At 73.7% G+C, this 18,369-nt stretch carries 14 protein-coding genes and 1 pseudogene; 6 read left to right on the forward strand and 9 right to left on the reverse strand.

The genetic code is table 11. The features are described 5' to 3' along the window. Nucleotides 1–222 precede the first annotated feature (222 nt). The 8 genes from AB0946_RS35565 to AB0946_RS35600 all read right to left on the reverse strand — a co-directional run bounded on the left by AB0946_RS35565 (nucleotide 223) and on the right by AB0946_RS35600 (nucleotide 11,791). Nucleotides 223–1,146, reverse strand: a complete 924-nt coding sequence (locus AB0946_RS35565; protein WP_366764834.1) for an LD-carboxypeptidase — start codon at nucleotides 1,144–1,146, stop codon at nucleotides 223–225. Beyond that, a complete protein-coding gene (locus tag AB0946_RS35570; protein ID WP_366764835.1) occupies nucleotides 1,143–3,110 on the reverse strand; it encodes a prolyl oligopeptidase family serine peptidase in 1,968 nt (655 codons plus the stop codon). Before AB0946_RS35570 ends, AB0946_RS35565 begins: the two co-directional genes overlap by 4 nt. 3 nt (nucleotides 3,111–3,113) lie before the next feature. Next, nucleotides 3,114–4,430: a M20/M25/M40 family metallo-hydrolase gene (locus tag AB0946_RS35575; protein WP_366764836.1), complete on the reverse strand. Its 1,317-nt coding sequence runs from the start codon at nucleotides 4,428–4,430 to the stop codon at nucleotides 3,114–3,116. Beyond that, entirely contained in the window at nucleotides 4,423–5,256 is an 834-nt protein-coding gene (locus tag AB0946_RS35580) for a M55 family metallopeptidase (RefSeq protein ID WP_366764838.1), read from the reverse strand. Before AB0946_RS35580 ends, AB0946_RS35575 begins: the two co-directional genes overlap by 8 nt. 70 nt (nucleotides 5,257–5,326) lie before the next feature. Then, the gene (locus tag AB0946_RS35585; RefSeq protein WP_366764839.1) at nucleotides 5,327–6,046 is read right to left on the reverse strand and encodes a class I SAM-dependent methyltransferase; all 720 of its coding nucleotides are present in this window, start codon (nucleotides 6,044–6,046) and stop codon (nucleotides 5,327–5,329) included. A gap of 139 nt (nucleotides 6,047–6,185) precedes the next feature. Continuing rightward, complete coding sequence (locus tag AB0946_RS35590; RefSeq protein WP_366764840.1) at nucleotides 6,186–8,642, reverse strand: SpoIIE family protein phosphatase; 2,457 nt, start codon at nucleotides 8,640–8,642, stop codon at nucleotides 6,186–6,188. 143 nt (nucleotides 8,643–8,785) lie between these two features. After that, nucleotides 8,786–11,185: an MFS transporter gene (locus tag AB0946_RS35595; RefSeq protein WP_366764841.1), complete on the reverse strand. Its 2,400-nt coding sequence runs from the start codon at nucleotides 11,183–11,185 to the stop codon at nucleotides 8,786–8,788. A 162-nt stretch (nucleotides 11,186–11,347) separates the two neighbouring features. Further along, nucleotides 11,348–11,791: an SRPBCC family protein gene (locus AB0946_RS35600; protein WP_366764842.1), complete on the reverse strand. Its 444-nt coding sequence runs from the start codon at nucleotides 11,789–11,791 to the stop codon at nucleotides 11,348–11,350. Nucleotides 11,792–11,925: 134 nt separating this feature from the next. Here AB0946_RS35600 and AB0946_RS35605 point away from each other — a divergent pair, with 134 nt between their 5' ends. The 3 genes from AB0946_RS35605 (at nucleotide 11,926) to AB0946_RS35615 (ending at nucleotide 13,906) form a co-directional block, all read left to right on the forward strand. Next, complete coding sequence (locus AB0946_RS35605) at nucleotides 11,926–12,969, forward strand: Rv2578c family radical SAM protein (RefSeq protein WP_366764844.1); 1,044 nt, start codon at nucleotides 11,926–11,928, stop codon at nucleotides 12,967–12,969. Between the two features lie 131 nt (nucleotides 12,970–13,100). After that, entirely contained in the window at nucleotides 13,101–13,391 is a 291-nt protein-coding gene (locus AB0946_RS35610; protein WP_366764845.1) for a hypothetical protein, read from the forward strand. Continuing rightward, the gene (locus AB0946_RS35615) at nucleotides 13,388–13,906 is read left to right on the forward strand and encodes a GNAT family N-acetyltransferase (protein ID WP_366764846.1); all 519 of its coding nucleotides are present in this window, start codon (nucleotides 13,388–13,390) and stop codon (nucleotides 13,904–13,906) included. Before AB0946_RS35610 ends, AB0946_RS35615 begins: the two co-directional genes overlap by 4 nt. A 7-nt stretch (nucleotides 13,907–13,913) precedes the next feature. Here the strand turns inward: AB0946_RS35615 and AB0946_RS35620 are convergent, their stop codons facing one another. After that, a complete protein-coding gene (locus tag AB0946_RS35620) occupies nucleotides 13,914–14,495 on the reverse strand; it encodes an adenylosuccinate lyase (RefSeq protein ID WP_366764847.1) in 582 nt (193 codons plus the stop codon). 385 nt (nucleotides 14,496–14,880) lie between these two features. On the opposite strand from AB0946_RS35620, the gene AB0946_RS35625 reads away from it, so the two are divergent. The 3 genes and pseudogenes from AB0946_RS35625 to AB0946_RS35635 all read left to right on the forward strand — a co-directional run. Continuing rightward, entirely contained in the window at nucleotides 14,881–16,686 is a 1,806-nt protein-coding gene (locus AB0946_RS35625; RefSeq protein WP_366764848.1) for a 3-hydroxyacyl-CoA dehydrogenase family protein, read from the forward strand. Nucleotides 16,687–16,846: 160 nt separating this feature from the next. Then, entirely contained in the window at nucleotides 16,847–17,665 is an 819-nt protein-coding gene (locus AB0946_RS35630) for a TetR family transcriptional regulator (protein ID WP_225808084.1), read from the forward strand. 428 nt (nucleotides 17,666–18,093) lie between these two features. Beyond that, a pseudogene (locus AB0946_RS35635) lies at nucleotides 18,094–18,369 on the forward strand (crotonyl-CoA carboxylase/reductase); the annotation flags it as partial.

Below are 18,369 nucleotides of genomic sequence, written 5' to 3' on the forward strand. Positions count from 1 at the left end.
CGGCCGGCCCCACGCCGGCACGGGCTCGACCGATGTCAGCCCGCCCGCCCTGCGTCGGCCTCGGTACGTCCAGCCTCGGTCCGCCCGCCCAGCGTCGGCCCCGGCTCGTCCAGCCTCGGTCCGCCCCTCAAGCATCGGCACGACGCCGGCACACCCAGGGTCAGCCTGCCCGCCCGCACCTCGGCACAGCCCCGGCACCCCCTGCACCAGCCCGCCCGCGCCTCAGCGCAGCGCCGGCTCGTCCAGTGTCAGCGTGCCCGTCTCCGCGTCCAGCGTGGCCGCGACCCCGAGCGGAATCGTCAACGCCCCTTCTCCGTGGCCGAATCCGACGTTCTCCGCGACCGGGACGCCGAGTCCGCCGAGCCGGTCGGCCAGCAGGGGCCGCAGCCCGGCGTAGTCCGCGCAGTCCTCCCAGGAGCCGAGCAGCACCCCGCGCACCCCCTCCAGCCAGCCGGAGCGCAGCAACTGGGTGAGGTAGCGGTCCAGCCGGTACGTCTCCTCGCCCACGTCCTCCAGGCAGAGCAGCCCGCCGCGCGCGGAGGGCCGCGCGTGCGGGGTGCCGAGTTCGGCGGCGAGCAGGGACAGGCAGCCGCCGAGGGTGACGCCCCGGGCCCGGCCGGGGACGAGGGCCGTACCGCCGGAGGCGATCGTGCGGACGGTCTCGGGGGCGAACAGCGTGGCCCGCAGGTGCTCCTGGGCCCGCGCGTTCTTGACGAAGTCGACGCCGGCCGCCATCGGCCCGTGCAGTGTGGCCAGGCCCAGGCGGGTCGCGAAGGCCTCGTGCAGGACGGTGAGGTCGCTGAACCCGACGAAGACCTTGGGCCCGGCCGCCCGCAGCGCGTCCCAGTCGAGCAGGTCGACCACGCGCTGCGCGCCGTAGCCGCCGCGGGCGCACAGCACGGCGTCGACGGCAGGGTCGCACCAGGCGTTCTGGAGGTCGGCGGCGCGGTCGGCGTCCGTGCCGGCCAGGTAGCCGAACTCCGGGTGCCGGTCCAGGACATGGGGTCCGACCACCGGTTCGAGGTCCCAGCCGCGCAGCACGTCGAGGCCCGCCTGGAGCCGCTCCTCGGGCACCGGCCCGCTGGTGGCGACGACGGCGACCCGCGCGCCCGGGGCCAGCCGGCGCGGCCGCAGAAGTTCCTTCACTGGTTCAGCTCCACCTTCGGCACCGGCGGTGTCGGATCCAGCCCGAACACCTGGGCGTACAGGGACAGTTCGGCCTCCAGGGCGCGGACCATGGTGTCGGCCCGGCGGAACCCGTGCCCCTCGCCCTCGAAGGTGAGGTAGGCGTGCGGCACGCCCCGGCCGGCGATCCGGGCGAGGAGGCGTTCGCACTGGGCGGGCGGGCAGATCACGTCGTCCAAGCCCTGGAGCAGCAGGAACGGAGCGGTGAGCCGGTCGGCGTGCGCGGTCGGGGAGCGCTCGGCGTACCGGGCGGGCACCTCGTCGCGCGGGCCGATCAGCGACTCCAGGTAGCGCGACTCGAAGTCGTGGGTCTCGCCGGGGCCCCAGGTGGCGAGGTCCAGCACCGGGTAGATGACGGTGCCGCAGGCGTAGACGTCGGTCGTGGTCAGGGAGGCGGCGGTGGTCCAGCCGCCCGCGCTGCCGCCGCGGATCGCCAGCCGGGCGGGGTCGGCGGTGCCCTCGTCGGCGAGGGCCCGGGCGACGGCCGCGCAGTCCTCGACGTCGACCACGCCCCACTGCTCGCGCAGCCGCTCCCGGTAGGCCCGGCCGTACCCGGTGGAGCCGCCGTAGTTCACCTCGGCGACCCCGATGCCCCGCGAGGTGAAGTAGGCGATCTCCAGGTCCAGTACGAGCGGCACCCGGCTGGTGGGGCCGCCGTGCGCCCAGATCACGTACGGCGGCAGCTCGTCCTCGGGCCCGGTGCGGGCGGGGTGGTGCGGCGGGTAGAGGTGGGCGTGCACCTCGCGGCCGCCGGGGCCGGTGAAGGTGCGGGCCCGCGGCTCGGGGTAGTAGGCGGGGTCGACGGGGTCCCGGTGCGGAGAGCCGATGACCCGGGCGCGGCCGGTGGCGGTGTCCAGTTCGACCACTTCGTAGGAGGTGCGGGGGCCGGCGGCGACCGCGACGACGCGTGGGCCGTGGGTGGCGAGCCCTGCGGCGCACTCCGTCCACGGTCCCACGGCGTCCACGATCTCGCCGGACTCCGGGTCGAGTATCCCGAGCGCGGCCGGCCCCCGGCCGTGGACGACCGCCAGGAGACCGCTGTCCAGGGGCGCGAACCAGCGCAGCCCGAGCTGCCACAGCGGCCCGCCGAACTCCTCCTCGCGCGGGCACAGAGGGGTGCCGTCGCGGTAGAGGTTCCACCAGCCGCTGCGGTCGCTCGTGTAGAGCAGGCGGCCGTCCGCCGACCACTCGACCTGGGCGACGGCCTCGTCCGGGCCGCCGGCGACGGTCCGCGCGTGCGTCAGCCGGCCGTCCTCCTCGACGTCGGCCACCAGCAGCTCCGTCCCGTCCCACGGCATCCGCGGGTGGTCCCAGGCCAGCCAGGCGGCCCGCCGGCCGTCCGGGGAGAGCCGGGCGCCGGTGACGAACCGGTGCCGGGGCTCGATCAGCTCGCGGACGGCGGCGCGGTCACCGGCGGCCGAACCGTCGAGCGGTACGGCGGCCTGCACCCGCCGTATGTCGTCGTGGCCTTCCCCGGTGGACTCCTCCAGCACGCACCACACCTCACCGCGGGCCAGGTCGATCCGGGGCTCGGCCCAGCGCAGCCCGCCGCCCACCGGAGAGACCGGGGTCAGCGGGGCGGGCTCGCCGCCCGGCTCGTACCGGTACAGCCGCTGGTCGGCGAAGTGCACGAAGACGATCAGCGGCCGGCCGTCGTGGACCACCCCGGTCCAGGGCCGTCCGCCGTACTCGATGACCCGGCTGCGCACGTTCCACGGCGCGGGCAGCACCGACTCCTCGCCCCCCTCGGCCCGCCGCCGCACCAGGGCCCGCCGGCCGCCCTCGGCCGGCCGGGGCTCGGTCCACCAGACCTCGTCCCCGACGAACCCCACCCAGTCCGGCCGTCCGTCGTGCGCGGCGGCGAGGTCCGCGCCGATCGGCGAGGGCCACGATCCGTACGGCGCGCTGCGCATCCGCTCCTCCATCGTCTAGGCCGTCCGCAGGAACCGGTCGAGGACGCGGACCCCGAAGTGCAGCGCCTCCACGGGCACCCGCTCGTCCACGCCGTGGAACAGCGCCTGGTAGTCGAGGTCCGCCGGCAGCTTCAGCGGGGCGAAGCCGTAGCCGGTGATGCCGAGCCGGGAGAACTGCTTGGCGTCCGTGCCGCCCGACATGCAGTACGGCACCACGTGCGCGCCCGGCGCGAACTCCTCCACCGCGGCCCGCATCCTCGCGAACACCGGTGCGTCCACCGGTGCCTGGAGGGCCACCTCGCGATGCGCGAACTCCCAGTCGACGTCCGGTCCCGTCAGCTCGTCCAGCGTGGCGGTGAACTCCTGCTCGCCGCCCGCGAGATAGCGTCCGTCCACGTGGGCGACCGCCTCGCCCGGGATGACGTTGAGCTTGTAACCGGCGTCCAGCATGGTCGGGTTGGCGCTGTTGCGGACGGTCGACTCCACCAGCCTGGCGGCCGGGCCGAGCTTCTCCAGCAGCCGGTCCACGTCGGTGAAGTCGGGGTCGATGCCGTACAGCGCGGCGAGTTCGGTGAGGGCGGCCCGTACGGTGGGCGTGAGCCGCAGCGGCCACTCGTGCTCGCCGATGCGGGTGACGGCGGCGGCGAGCCGGGTCACCGCGTTCTCCCTGTTCACCTTGGAGCCGTGCCCGGCCCGGCCCCGCGCGGTGAGCTTCAGCCAGGCGGTGCCCCGCTCCCCCGCGGCGACCGGGTAGATCTCCCGCCCGGTCCCGTCGTGGAAGGTGAAGGCGCCCGACTCGCTGACGCCCTCCGTGCAGCCCTCGAAGAGTTCGGGGTGCCGGTCGGCGAGGAACCCGGAGCCGTCCTCGGCGCTGGCCTCCTCGTCGGCGGTGAACGCGAGGACGATGTCGCGGCGGGGCCGGACGCCCTGCCGGGCCCAGCAGCGGACGACGGCGAGGATCATCGCGTCCATGTTCTTCATGTCGACGGCGCCCCGCCCCCACACCACGCCGTCGCGGACCTCGCCGGAGAACGGGTGCACGCTCCAGTCGGCGGCCTCGGCCGGCACCACGTCGAGGTGCCCGTGCACCAGCAGCGCGTCGGCGGACGGGTCGGTGCCCTCGATCCGGGCCACCACGTTGGTGCGGCCCGGGGTGCGCTCCAGCAGCAGGGGATCCAGGCCCGCGCCGGCCAGCCGCTCGGCCGCGTACTCGGCGGCGGGCCGCTCCCGGCAGTCCCCGCCGCCCCGGTTGGTGGTGTCGATCCGGATCAGTCCGGAGGTGAAATCCACGACCTCGGCCAGGGCCAGTTCGTCGGCCTGCTGGTCAGCCATACTGCTCCTCCACGGCGGCAGAGACGATCGTGGTGACCGCCTTGAACGTCCTGATCCCCTCGTACATCGTGGCGCTGGTGTACGCCACCTTCCGCTCCCCGGTCCGCGCCACGCCGGGCACGACGGTCGCGGCCATCGCGAGATGCTCGGCGTCGAACTCGACGGCGACCGTGAACGGACCGGCCTCGGCCGGCGCGTGACGGACCGCCAGCCGGGCGGCCTCCTTGGCCGCCGCGCGGATGTCGGCCGCGGTCCGGGCCGGCGTCCGGCACACGGCCGCGTACCGCGACACATGGTCCTTGACGGCGACCTTCAGCGCCTCGGGCGCGTAACCGAGGGCGTCCTCGCAGGCCACGTCGTCGCCGGTGACGAGGACGACGGGGACCCCGTACTCGGCGACGACGCGCGCGTTGAGCAGACCCTCGCTGGCGCGGACGTCGTTCAGCCACACCCCGGTGATCTGGTTGGCCAGGTAGGTGTGGGCGAGGACGCCCTCCATGCCGGCGCCCGCGTGGTAGCCGACGAACGCGATGCCGTCGACGTCACCGTGCTGGACGCCCTCCACCATGGACAGCGCCTTGTGCCGGCCGGTGAGCATCTCGACGCGTTCGTCGAGCCGCTCCAGGAGGAGGTTGCGCATGGTCCAGTGGGCCTCGTTGACGAGCACCTGGTCGGCGCCGCCGTCGAAGAAGCCCTCCGCGGCGGCGTTCACGTCCGAGGTGAACATCGACCGGCACCGCTCCCACTGCGGCGTCCCCGGCAGCACGTCGGCGGGCCAGGTGACGCCCGTGGCACCCTCCATGTCGGCACTGATGAGGATCTTCATGGACCGTCACGTTACGCGTCGAGCGGCGGACAGGCTACGACCTCGCCCGGCGAAGCGGTCCCGGGTCCGGTCAGGCCCTGGCGAGCACGAACCAGCGGGCCGGCAGGTCGATGCGGGTGCCGTCCCGGAGGTGCTCGGTCTGCGGCAGCGTCGTCTCTCCGTCGTCCAGGACGGCGAGACCGGCCTTGGCGAGCAGCTGCGGGATCTCCTCGTCGGGGGCGTCGGCGGGCTTGAGGCCGTGGTGGAAGACGCGCTGGAGCTTGGGTCCCGGGCCGCCCGGCTCGGACGCCGCCCGCCGCAGCACGTCGCGGGAGCCGGAGGTCAGCTCGACCACGAAGGCCCGGCCCTCGGTGCCGATGAGTTCGGCGACGGCGGCGGCCACCGCGGGGCGCGCGGCCGGTTCGCTCTGATGGATGACGGCCCGCATGTAGACGTGGCTGTCGCCGAGCCGCTGGTGCAGGGCGCGGACGGCGTCGGTGTCGGTGAGGTCGAGCTGCTGGAACTCGACGGGCTCGCCGTGCGTGGCGCGCCGGGCGTGCTCGACGGCGGCGTGCGAGAGGTCGACGCCGACGGCGCGGGCGAAGCGGGTGGCCAGGTAGCGGGTCTGGGTGCCGTTGCCGCAGCCGAGGTCGACGATCGTCCGGCCGGTGTCGGCGTGGGGCAGGAGCAGTTCGCTGTGCGGCGCGGCGCTCAGGGAGGGGTCGGCGTCCCATATCGCCTCGCCCCGGCCCTCGGCGGTCTGGCTCCAGTAACTTTCCCACGTGTTGCGGTAGTTCTCCGAGACGGTCATGCGATCTCCCCACGGGTCGGTTCCGTGATCGGGATATCGCGGGGGCCCGGAGCGGGGCAAGGGTCTGGTGGCCACCTTCACGAGATGTACGGTCCCCGGTCGCCCCGGGCGGCGCGCGGTCCGCGCGTCGCGCCCGCCGTCAGTGGCCGGTGGTGACGGCCTGCTCGAACCAGACGGTCTTGCGGTGTCCGCTGGCGCTCGCGCCCCACTCCCGGGCCAGCCGGCTGACCACGCGCAGGCCCCGGCCCGACTCGTCGTGGGGGCCGGCGCTCAGCATGGCGGGCAGCGCGGGTTCGTCGTCGGTGACCTCGAACAGCAGCGCGTCCGAGCGGACCACGCGCAGCCCGATCCGGTCGCTCTCCGCGTGCCGGACGGCGTTGGTGACGACCTCGCTGACCAGCAGCTCGGCGGTCTCCACGGCCTGCGGCAGGCCCCACTGAAGGAGGCGTTCACGGACCAGGCGGCGGGCCCGGGCCACCTCGCGGGGGTCGGCGTCGAGCCGCCACTCGGCGACGTGCTCGTCGGGGATGCCGTTGAGGCGGGCCATGAGCAGGGCGACGTCGTCCTTGCGTCCGCCCCGGGTGTTCAGGGCGCGGATGATGGTGTCGCAGGCGTCGTCCATGGAGGCCGCGGGGTGGGCGGCGGACTCGCAGAGCGCGGCGAGGCCCTCGCCGATGTCGGAGCCGCGCACCTCGACCAGGCCGTCGGTGCACAGCACCAGCCGGTCGCCGGGCGCGACCTTGACGCGCCTGACCTCGAAGGGGACGCCGCCGACGCCGATGGGGGCTCCGGTGGGCAGTTCGAGCAGTTCGCTGCTGCCGTCCTCGGCGCGGACCAGCACGGGCGGGATGTGGCCGGCGTTGGCGAGGGTCAGCTCGCCGCGGATCGGGTCGTACACGGCGTACAGGCAGGTCGCGAGGTAGGTGTCGCCGAGCCTGCGGGCCAGGTCGTCCAGGTTGCGCAGCAGTTGGGCGGGCGGGGTCTCCATCGCGGCCATGGTCTGCACGGCGGTGCGCAACTGGCCCATCATCGCGGCGGAGTTGAGGCCGTGGCCCATGACGTCACCGACCACGAGGGCGGTGCGGGAGCCGGGCAGTTTGATGGTGTCGAACCAGTCGCCGCCGATCCGGCCGAGCCGGGTGCCGGGCAGGTAGCGGGTGGCGATGTCGCAGCCGGGCATCCGCGGGGTGACCTGCGGCAGCATGCTGTCCTGGAGGGTGTCGGCGACGTTCTCCTGGTAGGTGTACATGCGGGCGTTGTCGAGCACCAGGCCCGCGCGGGCGGCGAGTTCGGCGCCGGTGGTGCGGTCCATGTCGTCGAACTGCGGCCGGTCGGGGCGGCGCATCAGCACCATGAAGCCGAGGACGACGTTCCGCGCCTTGAGCGGGACGATGAGCAGCGACCGGCCGTTGATGAGGGGCCGCAGGTCACGCTTCTCGAACTCGCCGGAGATCCGTTCGGACAGCTCCTCGGTGACCCTCGGGATGAGCACCGGCTCGCCGGTGACCATGCACTTGTAGAAGGGCGTGTGCTCGGGGAAGGCGAAGGACTCGCCGACGGGCACGGTGTCGTCCCAGCGGCCCGGTTCGTCGTTGTGCTCCACCCAGACGCGGAACATCACGGTGCTGGCGTCCGGCGGGCCGTCCGGGAAGCCCTCGCCGGCCAGTACCGCGGCACGCAGATGGGTGCCGGCGAAGTCCGCGAACCGGGGCACGGCGGCGCTGGTGACCTCGCGGATGGTCTCGCCGAGGTCCAGGGAGGAGCCGATGCCGGAGCTGACCTCGTTGAGGAACTCCAGCCGCTCGCGGACGGCGGCGTACTCCAGGTCCTGCTCGGCGCCGGCCGGGACCACGGCCACGGCCCGCTGCTGCGGTACGGCGGCCTCCCCGGCGCGGGTGCGGCCCGGGCGGCGGGGCACGCCCCAGTAGGGGGTCACGGGCACCCGGTCGTACTGGCTGAACTCCAGGACCGGATAGCCGAGTTCGAGGACCTGCGCGACGATGCGGGCGCTGAGTCCCGGACCCATGTTGGGCAGGATCTCGGGCAGCCGCCGTTCGAGTTCCTCGGGGGCGGCCAGTTCGGTGTGACGGGCCAGGCCGGGCGAGATGCGTTCGGCGGTCTCGTCGTCGTAGCCGCGTTCGTCGCGCAGCCGGGTGGCGTCGGCGGCGAGCACGAGCAGCCGGGCGGGTCCCGGGCCGACCAGCGGGTAGGCCCACCACAGCACGTCCAGCCGCTCGCCGTCGGGCGTCTGCGGGGGCGGACGCAGGCGGGCGCGTCCGGTCGTGGCGTAGCCGGTGTGTCCGCCGAGCGACGTCTCCAGGTCGCGGCCGGGCCCTGCGTCCCACGCGTCGTACGCGTCGGGCACCGGACCGTCCTGGAGGTCCTCCGGCAGGGTGCCGGAGACGGGCAGCAGGTCGGCCGCGGGCCGTCCGACGGCGTCCTCGCGGCTCACGCCGAACAGGCGCCGTGCGCCGGTGCTCCAGTGGGACACCAGTCCGGCACGGTCGACGACGACCACGGCCAGCGGAATCCGGCCCGCGGCGGTGTCGCCGATGCCGCGCCCGGGAGCTGCGTCCCGCTCGCTGCCACGGTCCATGGCCCAGGCCCTCTCTCCCCACGGCTGTCCGCAAACGATCTGTGCCGCCCGCCACTACGGTAAGACGACCGCCGGTCGCGATGTGGGGCAATCCTGGAATTGGCTCCGGCGGATCGCTGCGGCGCGGCGGGCGGGCGCCCCGCTCAGTCCTCGTGGCCCAGCTGGAGGTCCCGTTCGGTCCGGCCACCCCCCGCGACCTGCAACACCGTGGCGACCGGCGGGTAACCTGCGGCGATGACGGTGTACTCGCCGGAGGAGAGATCGACGAACCGGAACGTTCCGTCGGCTCCGGTGGTGAGGGTGTCGACGACGTTGCCGGCCGCGTCGAGCAGGGTCACGCGCGCGTCCTCCACGGGCCGCCCGCCGCTCGCCCGGACGGTGCCCCGCAGTACGGCGCCGCCCGCGAGTTCGACGTCCTGCCGGGTCTCCCGGGAGGCCTGCACGGTGACCGGGAGCGCGGCGGGCCGGAAGGCGGGGGCGCTGGCGGCGAGGGTGTACTCGCCCGCGACCAGTTCGGTGATGACGTAGCCGCCCTCGCGCCCGCTGCGGGTGCTCGCAACGACCTCGCCGTGCACGTTGGTGAGGGTGACGGTGGCGTCGCGGACGGGGCTGCCGTCGGCGGTGAGCACGCTGCCGGCGAGGCGGCCGGCGCCGCCGAGGACGACGTCGAGTTCGACGGGGCGTTCGCCGACGGTGACGGAGACGGCCTGCGGCTGGTGCCCGCCGGCGGCGGCGATCAGCACGTACGACCCGGAGCCGGGCGTGCTGAGCGCGTACCGCCCGTCGTCGCCGCTGGCGCCCCGCCCGATCTGCTGTCCGGCGACGTCGATGAGGGTGAGGGCCGCGCGGGGCACGACGGTGCCGTCGGGGTGCTGCACGGTGCCGCAGACGGGGACCCCGGCGGCGTAGGGCGCCCGGGCGCCGGGGATCGAGGCGGTCACGGTCTGCGGCTCCGTTTCGGCGGTGTTGTGGGACACCAGTGGTTTCTCCTTGAGGAAGAAGGCGATGAGCAGGCCGAGGGCGAGCACCGGGACCAGGTAGAGGAAGATCCGGGGCATCGCGTCGGCGTAGGCGCGGATGTAGGCGTCGCGCAGGGCCGGGGGCAGCGCGTGGACGAGCTGCGGGGTGATCGAGTCGGCGGCGGGCAGCCCGGTGCCCGCGCGCGGGGGCAGTTCCTCGCGCAGCGAGGAGGCGAGGCGATCGGCGAAGAGGGTGCCGAAGACGGCGGCGCCGACGCTGCCGCCGATCTGCCGGAAGTAGTTGTTGGCGCTGGTGGCGGTGCCGAGGTCGGCAGGGCGGACGGAGTTCTGCACGGCGAGCACGAGGACGGGCATGACCAGGCCGATCCCGGTGCCGAGGACGGCCATCCAGACGCTGTAGTGCAGCCGGGGCGTGTCGGTCTCCAGCCGGGACAGCAGCCACATGCCGACGGTGGCGACGGCGCAGCCGAGCACGGGGTAGATCTTGTAGCGGCCGGTGTGGCTGATGAGCTGTCCGCCGATGATGGAGGCGCCGACGATCCCGGCCATCATCGGCAGCATCAGCAGCCCGGACTCGGTGGCACTGGCGCCGTCGACCATCTGCAGGAAGGTCGGCAGATAGCTGGCGGCGCCGAACAGGGCGACGCCGATCACCAGGCCGACCAGGCTGCTGAGGGTGAACACGGGGTCGCGGTAGAGCCTGAGCGGGATGAGGGGTTCGACGGCGAAGCGCTCGGCGACCAGGAAGAGGACGGTGGCGAGGAGGGCGCCGGCACCGAGGCCGAGGATCTGCCGGGAGCCCCAGGCGTACTCGGTGCCGCCCCAGCTGGTGAGCAGGACCAGGCAGGTCGAGGCGGCGGCGAGCAGCAGGGTGCCGAGGACGTCGAGCCGGGCGCGGGTGCGCGGCCTCGGGAGTTTGAGGACGACGGCGATGACGGCCAGGGTGACCAGGCCGAAGGGGACGTTGACGTAGAAGCACCAGCGCCAGGACAGGTGGTCGGTGAAGTAGCCGCCGAGCAGCGGTCCGGCGACGGAGGCGAGACCGAAGACGGCGCCGATCAGGCCCATGTACCGGCCGCGTTCCCGGGGCGGGACGATGTCGGCGATGATCGCCTGCACACCGATCATGAGGCCGCCGGCGCCGACGCCCTGGACCGCGCGGAAGGCGATCAGCTGGTCCATGGTCCCGGCCCGGCCGGCGAGGGCGGAGCCGAGGACGAAGACGGCGATGGCGAACTGGAAGACGCCCTTGCGGCCGACCAGGTCGCCGAGTTTGCCGTAGACCGGCAGGCCGACGGTGGAGGTGAGCAGGTAGGCAGTGATCGCCCAGGACATCCTGTCCAGGCCGTGCAGCTCGCCGACGATCTTCGGCAGGGCGGTGGCCACGATCATCTGGTCGAGGGCGGCCAGCAGCAGGGCCAGCATCAGCCCGAGGAACACCAGCCGCACCCGGCGGGGTCCGATGCCCGCGGGCGGCGCGGGAGGCGGCGGTGCGGCCGCGGTCTCCTCGCCGGCGGCCGGTGCCGCGACCGGCTCGGGCTTCACCAGTGTCGTCCCGCCCACGTACCGCTCCCCTCGTCACACCCGTTCACATTTCCCGCGTAAGGCGACAACTGCGAACAACTCCGGCGAGTTACGGCGCGATCCGGTATGGGCCGGAGATGCACTCGAACCGGTGAAGGGGCCGGCCGGCGGCCAACCCCCCTTCACCGGTGGGCGCTTGGGCTACTTCTCGACCTCGGCGGCGAGCCTGGCGAGCAGGGCGTCGTAGATCCGGGCGAGGCCCTTGGGCGCGAACGTCTTCTCGAAGAAGCCGCCGATGCCGCCGGCACCCTGCCAGGTGGTGGTGACGACCACGCGCGAGGAACCCTCGCCGGCGGGGGTGACGCGCCAGGTGGTGACCATGGACGAGTTGCGGTCCTTCTCGACGAGTTCGCCGTCGGTGGGCTCGCCGACCTCCAGCAGGCAGTCGCGCACCCGCTTGCTCGTGGCCTGGAGCTTCCAGTGGACGAGGGTGCCCGCGCCGTCGCCGCCCTCGCGCACCTCGTACTCGCTGAACTGCTCGGGCAGCAGCCTCTGCCGCGTGCCGCGGTAGTCGGCGAGGGCGTCGAACACCTTCTCCGCGTCCGCCGCGACGACCCGCTCCGTAGTGGCCTCGACCTGCGCCATTGCGTTCCTCCACGACCTGGTTCCTCGGGGTTGGGGCAAGCCAACCACCCCGGCGCCCGGCCGCCCAAATCGGGGTTCGCACGATCATGGGAACATCTGTTCTATTGTGTGGGCAGTGCGAGCGAGGAGGCGTCATGCGCTGGGAGAACCTCACAGACGAGAGCGAACACGGCCGGGCCGCCGACACCGCGCTGTTCGGCGCGGACGCCGTCACCACCCGGACGTTCGACACGCCCGAGTTCCAGGGCATCACCTTCCACGAGGTCAGGGCGCGCTCGGTGCTGAACCGGGTGCCGGGCGCCTCCCGTATGCCGTTCGAATGGACGGTCAACCCCTACCGGGGCTGCACGCACGCGTGCGTCTACTGTTTCGCCCGCAAGACGCACAGCTACCTGGACCTGGACACCGGCATCGGCTTCGACTCCCAGATCGTGGTCAAGATCAACGCGCCCGAGGTGCTGCGCCGCCAGCTCGGCTCCCGCCGCTGGCAGGGCGACCACGTGGCGATGGGCACCAACGTCGACTGCTACCAGCGCGCCGAGGGCCGCTACCGGCTGATGCCGGGCATCATCTCCGCGCTCACCGAGCACGCGAACCCGTTCTCGATCCTCACCAAGGGCACCCTGATCCTGCGCGACCTGGACCTGCTGGTCCGGGCGGCTCAGGTGACGGACGTGGGCGTCTCGGTGTCCGTGGGCTTCCTGGACGCCGCGCTGTGGCGCACGGTGGAGCCGGGCACGCCCGCGCCCGAGCGCCGGCTGGAGGTCGTCCGCGCCTTCGGGGAGCACGGGATCGGCTGCGGGGTGCTGATGGCGCCGGTGATCCCGTTCCTGAGCGACCACCCGGCCCAGCTGCGGGACACGGTACGGGCCATCGCGGCGGCCGGGGCCACCTCCGTCACACCGCTGGTGCTGCACCTGCGCCCCGGCGCCCGCGAGTGGTTCATGCACTGGCTCGGGCAGCACCATCCGCACCTGGTGCGGCGGTACGAACGGCTGTACGCGGAGGGCGCCTACGCGCCCAAGTGGTACCAGCGCCGGATCACCCGCCAGGTGCACGAGCTGGCGCAGGAGTACGGCATCGGGCCCGCGCGCGCGGGGCTGGCCCGCCGGATCCGTCCGGCCGAGCCGGCACCGGCCCCCACCGGCGAGGAGCCGGTCCAGCTCAGTCTCCTGTGAGACCGCCGCGAGGCGTTCCTCGCGGCTCCGGCTCCGGGCCACCACGGCCCTCACCCCCGGCCCGCGCGGCGCTTCGGCAACGGGCCCTTCCGGTCGGGGCGTTGTCAGTGGGGTGGGTCATCATGGGGGTCATGAGCGAGACGACCCGGGACGGTCGTGGACCGGTCCGTATCCCCGCCCCGGCCGGAGTGTTCCCCGCGGCCCGGACGCGGCAGGTGTCCGGGAACGCGCGGCGCCGCCCGGCCGCCGCGCGCGCCGGTTCCGAGGACGTGACGGAGCCGGCGTACCTCGTCACCCACATGCCCGGCGAGCGCCTGCCCGCCTCCTCCGCGGTGCGGGTGGCGCCGGAGTTCCCACCGGAGACCGAGGCTCCCCCACCGCCGAAGGGCGTGGGGGCACTCCGGGCGGTGGTGGCCGGGTGAGTGCCCTGACGATCCGGGAGATGACCCTCGCCGACTGCGACCGCGTCTCCGGGATACGGATCAGCGGCTGGCGGCACGCCTACCGGGGGCTCATGCCGCAGCCGTACCTGGACCGGCTCAGTGTCACCGCGGACGCCGAGCGGCGCCGGGCCCGGTTCACCGAGGGGAACGGCTCCGTGGTGAACCTGGTCGCCGAGCGGGACGGCGCGGTGGTCGGATGGGCGGCGTTCGGGCCGTACCGGGACGGCGGCACGCGCACCGGCGACGCCGAGCTGTACGCGCTCTACGTGGACCCGGCCCGGCTCGGCGGCGGGATCGGGCGGGCGCTGCTGGCCGAGTCGGCCGAGCGGTGCCGGGCGTATCCCCGCATGCTCCTGTGGGTCCTCAAGGAGAACGCTCCCGCCCGCCGCTTCTACGAGCGCGCGGGGTTCCGGCCCGACGGGGCCGAGGAGCCCTTCGAGGTGGACGGCGTACCGGTGCCCGAGGTGCGGTACGTGCGGGCGATGGGCGGCTGACCGGGCGTCAGCTCGGCTGCTGCTCCGGTATCCGCGCCAGCGCGTGCACCGCGGCCTCGGCGAGCGCGGGGTGTGCGAGGGCCTCGGTGAGGACCCGCCGGGCGCGGGCGTCACCGAGCGCGCCCAGGCCCTCCACGCAGGCGAGGGCCACCCGGCGGTAGGGGTCGTGCGGGCGCAGCCGCCGCTCCAGCGTGGTGATCAGCGCGGGCACGGACTCCGGGGCGCGCAGGGCGACCAGGAGCCGTACCGGGTGCAGGGCGTAGGCGACGCGGAGCTCGTTGGTGGCGAGGGCCGCGGCGGCCCGGGCCGTGCGGGGGTCGCCGAGCCGGGCGAGGGCGTGCGCGGCGGAGGCGCAGCGCGGCGGGTCGCGGTGGTTGAGCAGCAGCACCAGGGACTCGAAGGCGCGCCGGTCGCCGGCCCGGCCGAGGCGGAACGCGGCCAGTTCCCTGGCCCACAGGGGCTGTCCGGGGGCGGTGAGCACCTCCGCCAGTTCGCCGTGGTCCCCGGTGGCCAGCAGGTGCTCGAACGCGGCCGAGCCGCCCGACTCCCGCCGTAAGCGCTCCGTGAGTGATCGCAACTCTTCGTCCACGAGGTCCAGCGTAGGCGGGTGACGGCGGAGGAGGGGAGCCACCTCACAAAGTCGGTTCCGGCCCGGGGACTAGCGCGCTCGTTACCCGCCGGTTAAGCTCATACGAGCGAGTAACCCTCTCGCATCCGCTGGCGACGGTCTGGTGACGCGGCCGTCGCGAGCGAGCAGGTCGGTTCGGTACGCCGTGTGTACCGCAGTACGACCCGGCTTCGGGACAGAGCCGGTCGGAAGTTCCGCCGCTCCCGGGCGTGTGCACGCCCGTGGCGCCGGCGCCCCCGGGCGTGTGCGCTCGCAGCCCGGCAACACCCGCACTCTCCGCTCCGTGGTGCGCCTCCCGGCGCACCCGGCGCGCTCCTCGTCGTCACCTCATTCCTGGAGTCCCGCGATGGCCACTCCCCTGTCCGACTCAGCTCTGTCCCCGCTCAAGACGATCGCCGTGGTCGGCCTCGGCACCATGGGCACCGGCATCACCGAGGTCCTCGCGAAGGCCGGCCGCGAGGTGATCGGCATCGACATCAGCGAGGCGCGGACCGCGCAGGCCCTCGCCACGCTGGAGGCCGCCACCGCCCGTGCCGTGGCGCGCGGCCGGCTCACCGAGGAGGAGCGCGCCCGCGCACTGGCCCGGGTCCGCACCGCGACCGACCTCACCGCGGCGGCCGACGCCGACCTCGTCATCGAGGTGGCTCCGGAGTCGTACGAGATCAAGCACCAGATCTTCCGCGAGCTGGACGGCATCGTCCGCCCGGAGACGATCCTGGCGACCGGCACCAACGCGCTGTCGGTGACCCGGCTGGCGGCCGACTCCGCCCGTCCCGAGCGCGTCCTCGGACTGCACTTCTTCAACCCGGCGCCCGCGATGCGGCTGGTGGAGGTCGTCTCCTCGGTGCTGACCGCGCCGCAGGCCGTGGCCGCCGTCACCGACCTCGCGATCGAGCTGGGCAAGGAGCCGGTCGCGGTCGGCGACCGCCCCGGCTTCGTCGCGGACGGGCTGCTCTTCGGCTACCTCAACCAGGCCGCCGCCATGTACGAGGCCAGGTACGCCTCCCGCGAGGACATCGACGCCGCCATGCGGCTCGGCTGCGGCCTGCCCATGGGCCCGCTCGCCCTGCTGGACCTGATCGGCGTCGACACCGCGCGGACGGTCCTGGAGGCCATGTACGCCGAGTCCCGTGACCGGCTGCACGCCCCCGCCCCGATTCTCAAGCAGCTCAGCGAGGCGGGCCTGACCGGCCGCAAGGCGGGGCGCGGCTTCTACACCTACGAGGCGCCGGGCAGCGGGACGGTCGTGCCGGACGCGCTGACCCCGGCGGCGGGCGCCTCCCCGGTCGCCGGCCGCGAGGTGCGCTCGGTGGGCGTCGCCGGCTCCGGCACCATGGCCTCCGGCATCGCCGAGGTGTTCGCCAAGGCCGGGTACGACGTCGTCCTGGCCGCCCGCAGCGAGGAGAAGGCGCAGGCCGCCAGGGCCCGCATCGGCAAGTCGCTCTCCCGTTCCGTCGACAAGGGCCGGCTGACCGCCGAGGCCGCCGCGGGGATCCTGGACCGGATCACGCCGGCGGGCTCCTACGACGCCTTCGCCGAGGTCGACCTGGCGGTCGAGGCGATCGCCGAGGACCTGGAGGTCAAGCGGCAGCTGTTCGCCGCGCTGGACAAGGTGTGCAAGCCGGGCGCGGTCCTGGCCACCACCACCTCGTCGCTGCCCGTCGTCGCCTGCGCCCGCGCCACCTCGCGCCCGCAGGACGTGATCGGCATGCACTTCTTCAACCCGGCACCGGCGATGAAGCTGGTCGAGGTCGTGCGGACGGTGCTGACGGCGGACGACGTGCACGCGACCGTGCGCGAGGTCTGCGCGAAGATCGGGAAGCACGCGGTGGACTGCGGCGACCGCGCCGGCTTCATCGTGAACGCGCTGCTGTTCCCGTACCTCAACAACGCGATCAAGATGGTGCAGGAGCACTACGCGTCCCTGGACGACATCGACGCGGCGATGAAGCTGGGCGGCGGCTACCCGATGGGCCCGTTCGAGCTGCTGGACGTGGTCGGGCTGGACGTCTCGCTGGCCATCGAGAAGGTGCTGCACCGGGAGTTCCGCGACCCCGGTCTCGCCCCGGCGCCGCTGCTGGAGCACCTGGTGGCGGCGGGCTGCCTCGGCCGCAAGACCGGCCGCGGCTTCCGCGAGTATGCCCGCCGCTGACGGCGTCGGCGACTGGTACCGGACGGAGCCGGAGTGGGGCGGGCTGCTCGAGCCGGGCGGCCCTCCCCCGCCCGTCCGGCGCGGCGGCCCCCCGTCCCCCGGGGGCGGGGGACACCCCGGACCTGCGCATCAGGCCACGCGCATGCAGTACGTTCGGGTCATGTCCCAGCCCGCCAAGTCCTCACGTACACCAGCTACGCCCGACGCGCCGGAGAGTGCCGCAGGCAGCCGCGCGGCCGCCCAGCGGCTCAAGATGCGCCGGGAACTGGCGGCAGCAGCCATGGAGCTGTTCGCGACCAAGGGGTACGAGGCCACCACCGTCGACGAGATCGCCGCCGCCGCCGGAGTCGCCCGGCGCACCTTCTTCCGCCACTTCCGCTCCAAGGAAGAGGCGATCTTCCCGGACCACGACGACACGCTGATCCGCGCGGAGGCGGTCCTCAACGCCGCGCCCGCGCACGAGCACCCGCTCGACACCGTGTGCCGGGGCATCAAGGAGGTCATGAAGATGTACGCGGCGCGGCCGGAGATCTCGGTCGCCCGCTACAAGCTCACGCGCGAGGTGCCCACCCTGCGCGAGGCCGAGATCGCCTCCGTGGCCCGCTACGAGCGCCTGTTCACGCGGTATCTGCTCGGCCACTTCGACGAGCACGCGCACGCCGACGACGCCAACGACGATCCGCTGCTGGCCGAGGTCGCCGCCTCCGCGGTCGTCACCGCGCACAACCACGTCCTCAGGCGCTGGCTGCGGGCGGGCGGGCAGGGGGACGTGGAGGCCCAGCTGGACCACGCCTTCGCCATCGTGCGCAAGACCTTCGGCACGGGGATCGGCGCCGGCCGCGGCACGGCCCCCCGGCCCGCCGCCCCCGCGCCCGCGGCGGCCTCCGTCGAGGGCGAGGTGCTGGTGACCGTCGCACGGACCGACGCGCCCCTCGAAGAGGTCATGCGCACCATCGAGCAGGCCCTCAAGGAGCGCTGACCCGCCTTTCCCCGCTGTGACGACGGCCACCCTCCGGGTGGCCGTTTTTGCATGTCAGCGCCCCTTTTGGGGCGGCACGGGAGGCCCGTTCGATCGATCATCGCTCATCTGTTACGTAAAGATTTCATCTGAGAGGAAGTTCTGGCACTCAGTGCCTTGCGAGGTGACACGCGGTGTCATACGTTGAAGGAGTCCGGGCGGCCGGCGAGCAGAGACCGTTCGCTCGCCGGCTGTCCCAGCAAGCCACGGCCTGCGCGCCCGGACGCCTGCGTCACAGGCAACCTCCCGCGCCACAAAGCGCTGCCGAAGCACCACCGAGCCGAACCGACGGCACACCCTCACCACCCTCAGCAGCACTGACAGCACCGACGAATCCTTTAGGCGCCCTTCCCTCAGGGCGCTCACCCGCCGGAGGCAACACCGTGACCGTGAAGGACATCCTGGACGCGATCCAGTCGAAGGACGCCACGTCCGCCGACTTCGCCGCCCTGCCGCTCCCCGACTCCTACCGGGCGATCACCGTCCACAAGGACGAGACGGAGATGTTCGCGGGCCTGGAGACCCGCGACAAGGACCCGCGCAAGTCGATCCACCTGGACGAGGTCCCCGTGCCCGAGCTGGGCCCGGGCGAGGCCCTGGTGGCCGTCATGGCCTCCTCGGTGAACTACAACTCGGTGTGGACCTCGATCTTCGAGCCGGTGTCC

It is taken from the genome of Streptomyces sp. NPDC046870, from assembly GCF_040704595.1.
Classification (GTDB): domain Bacteria; phylum Actinomycetota; class Actinomycetes; order Streptomycetales; family Streptomycetaceae; genus Streptomyces; species Streptomyces argyrophylli.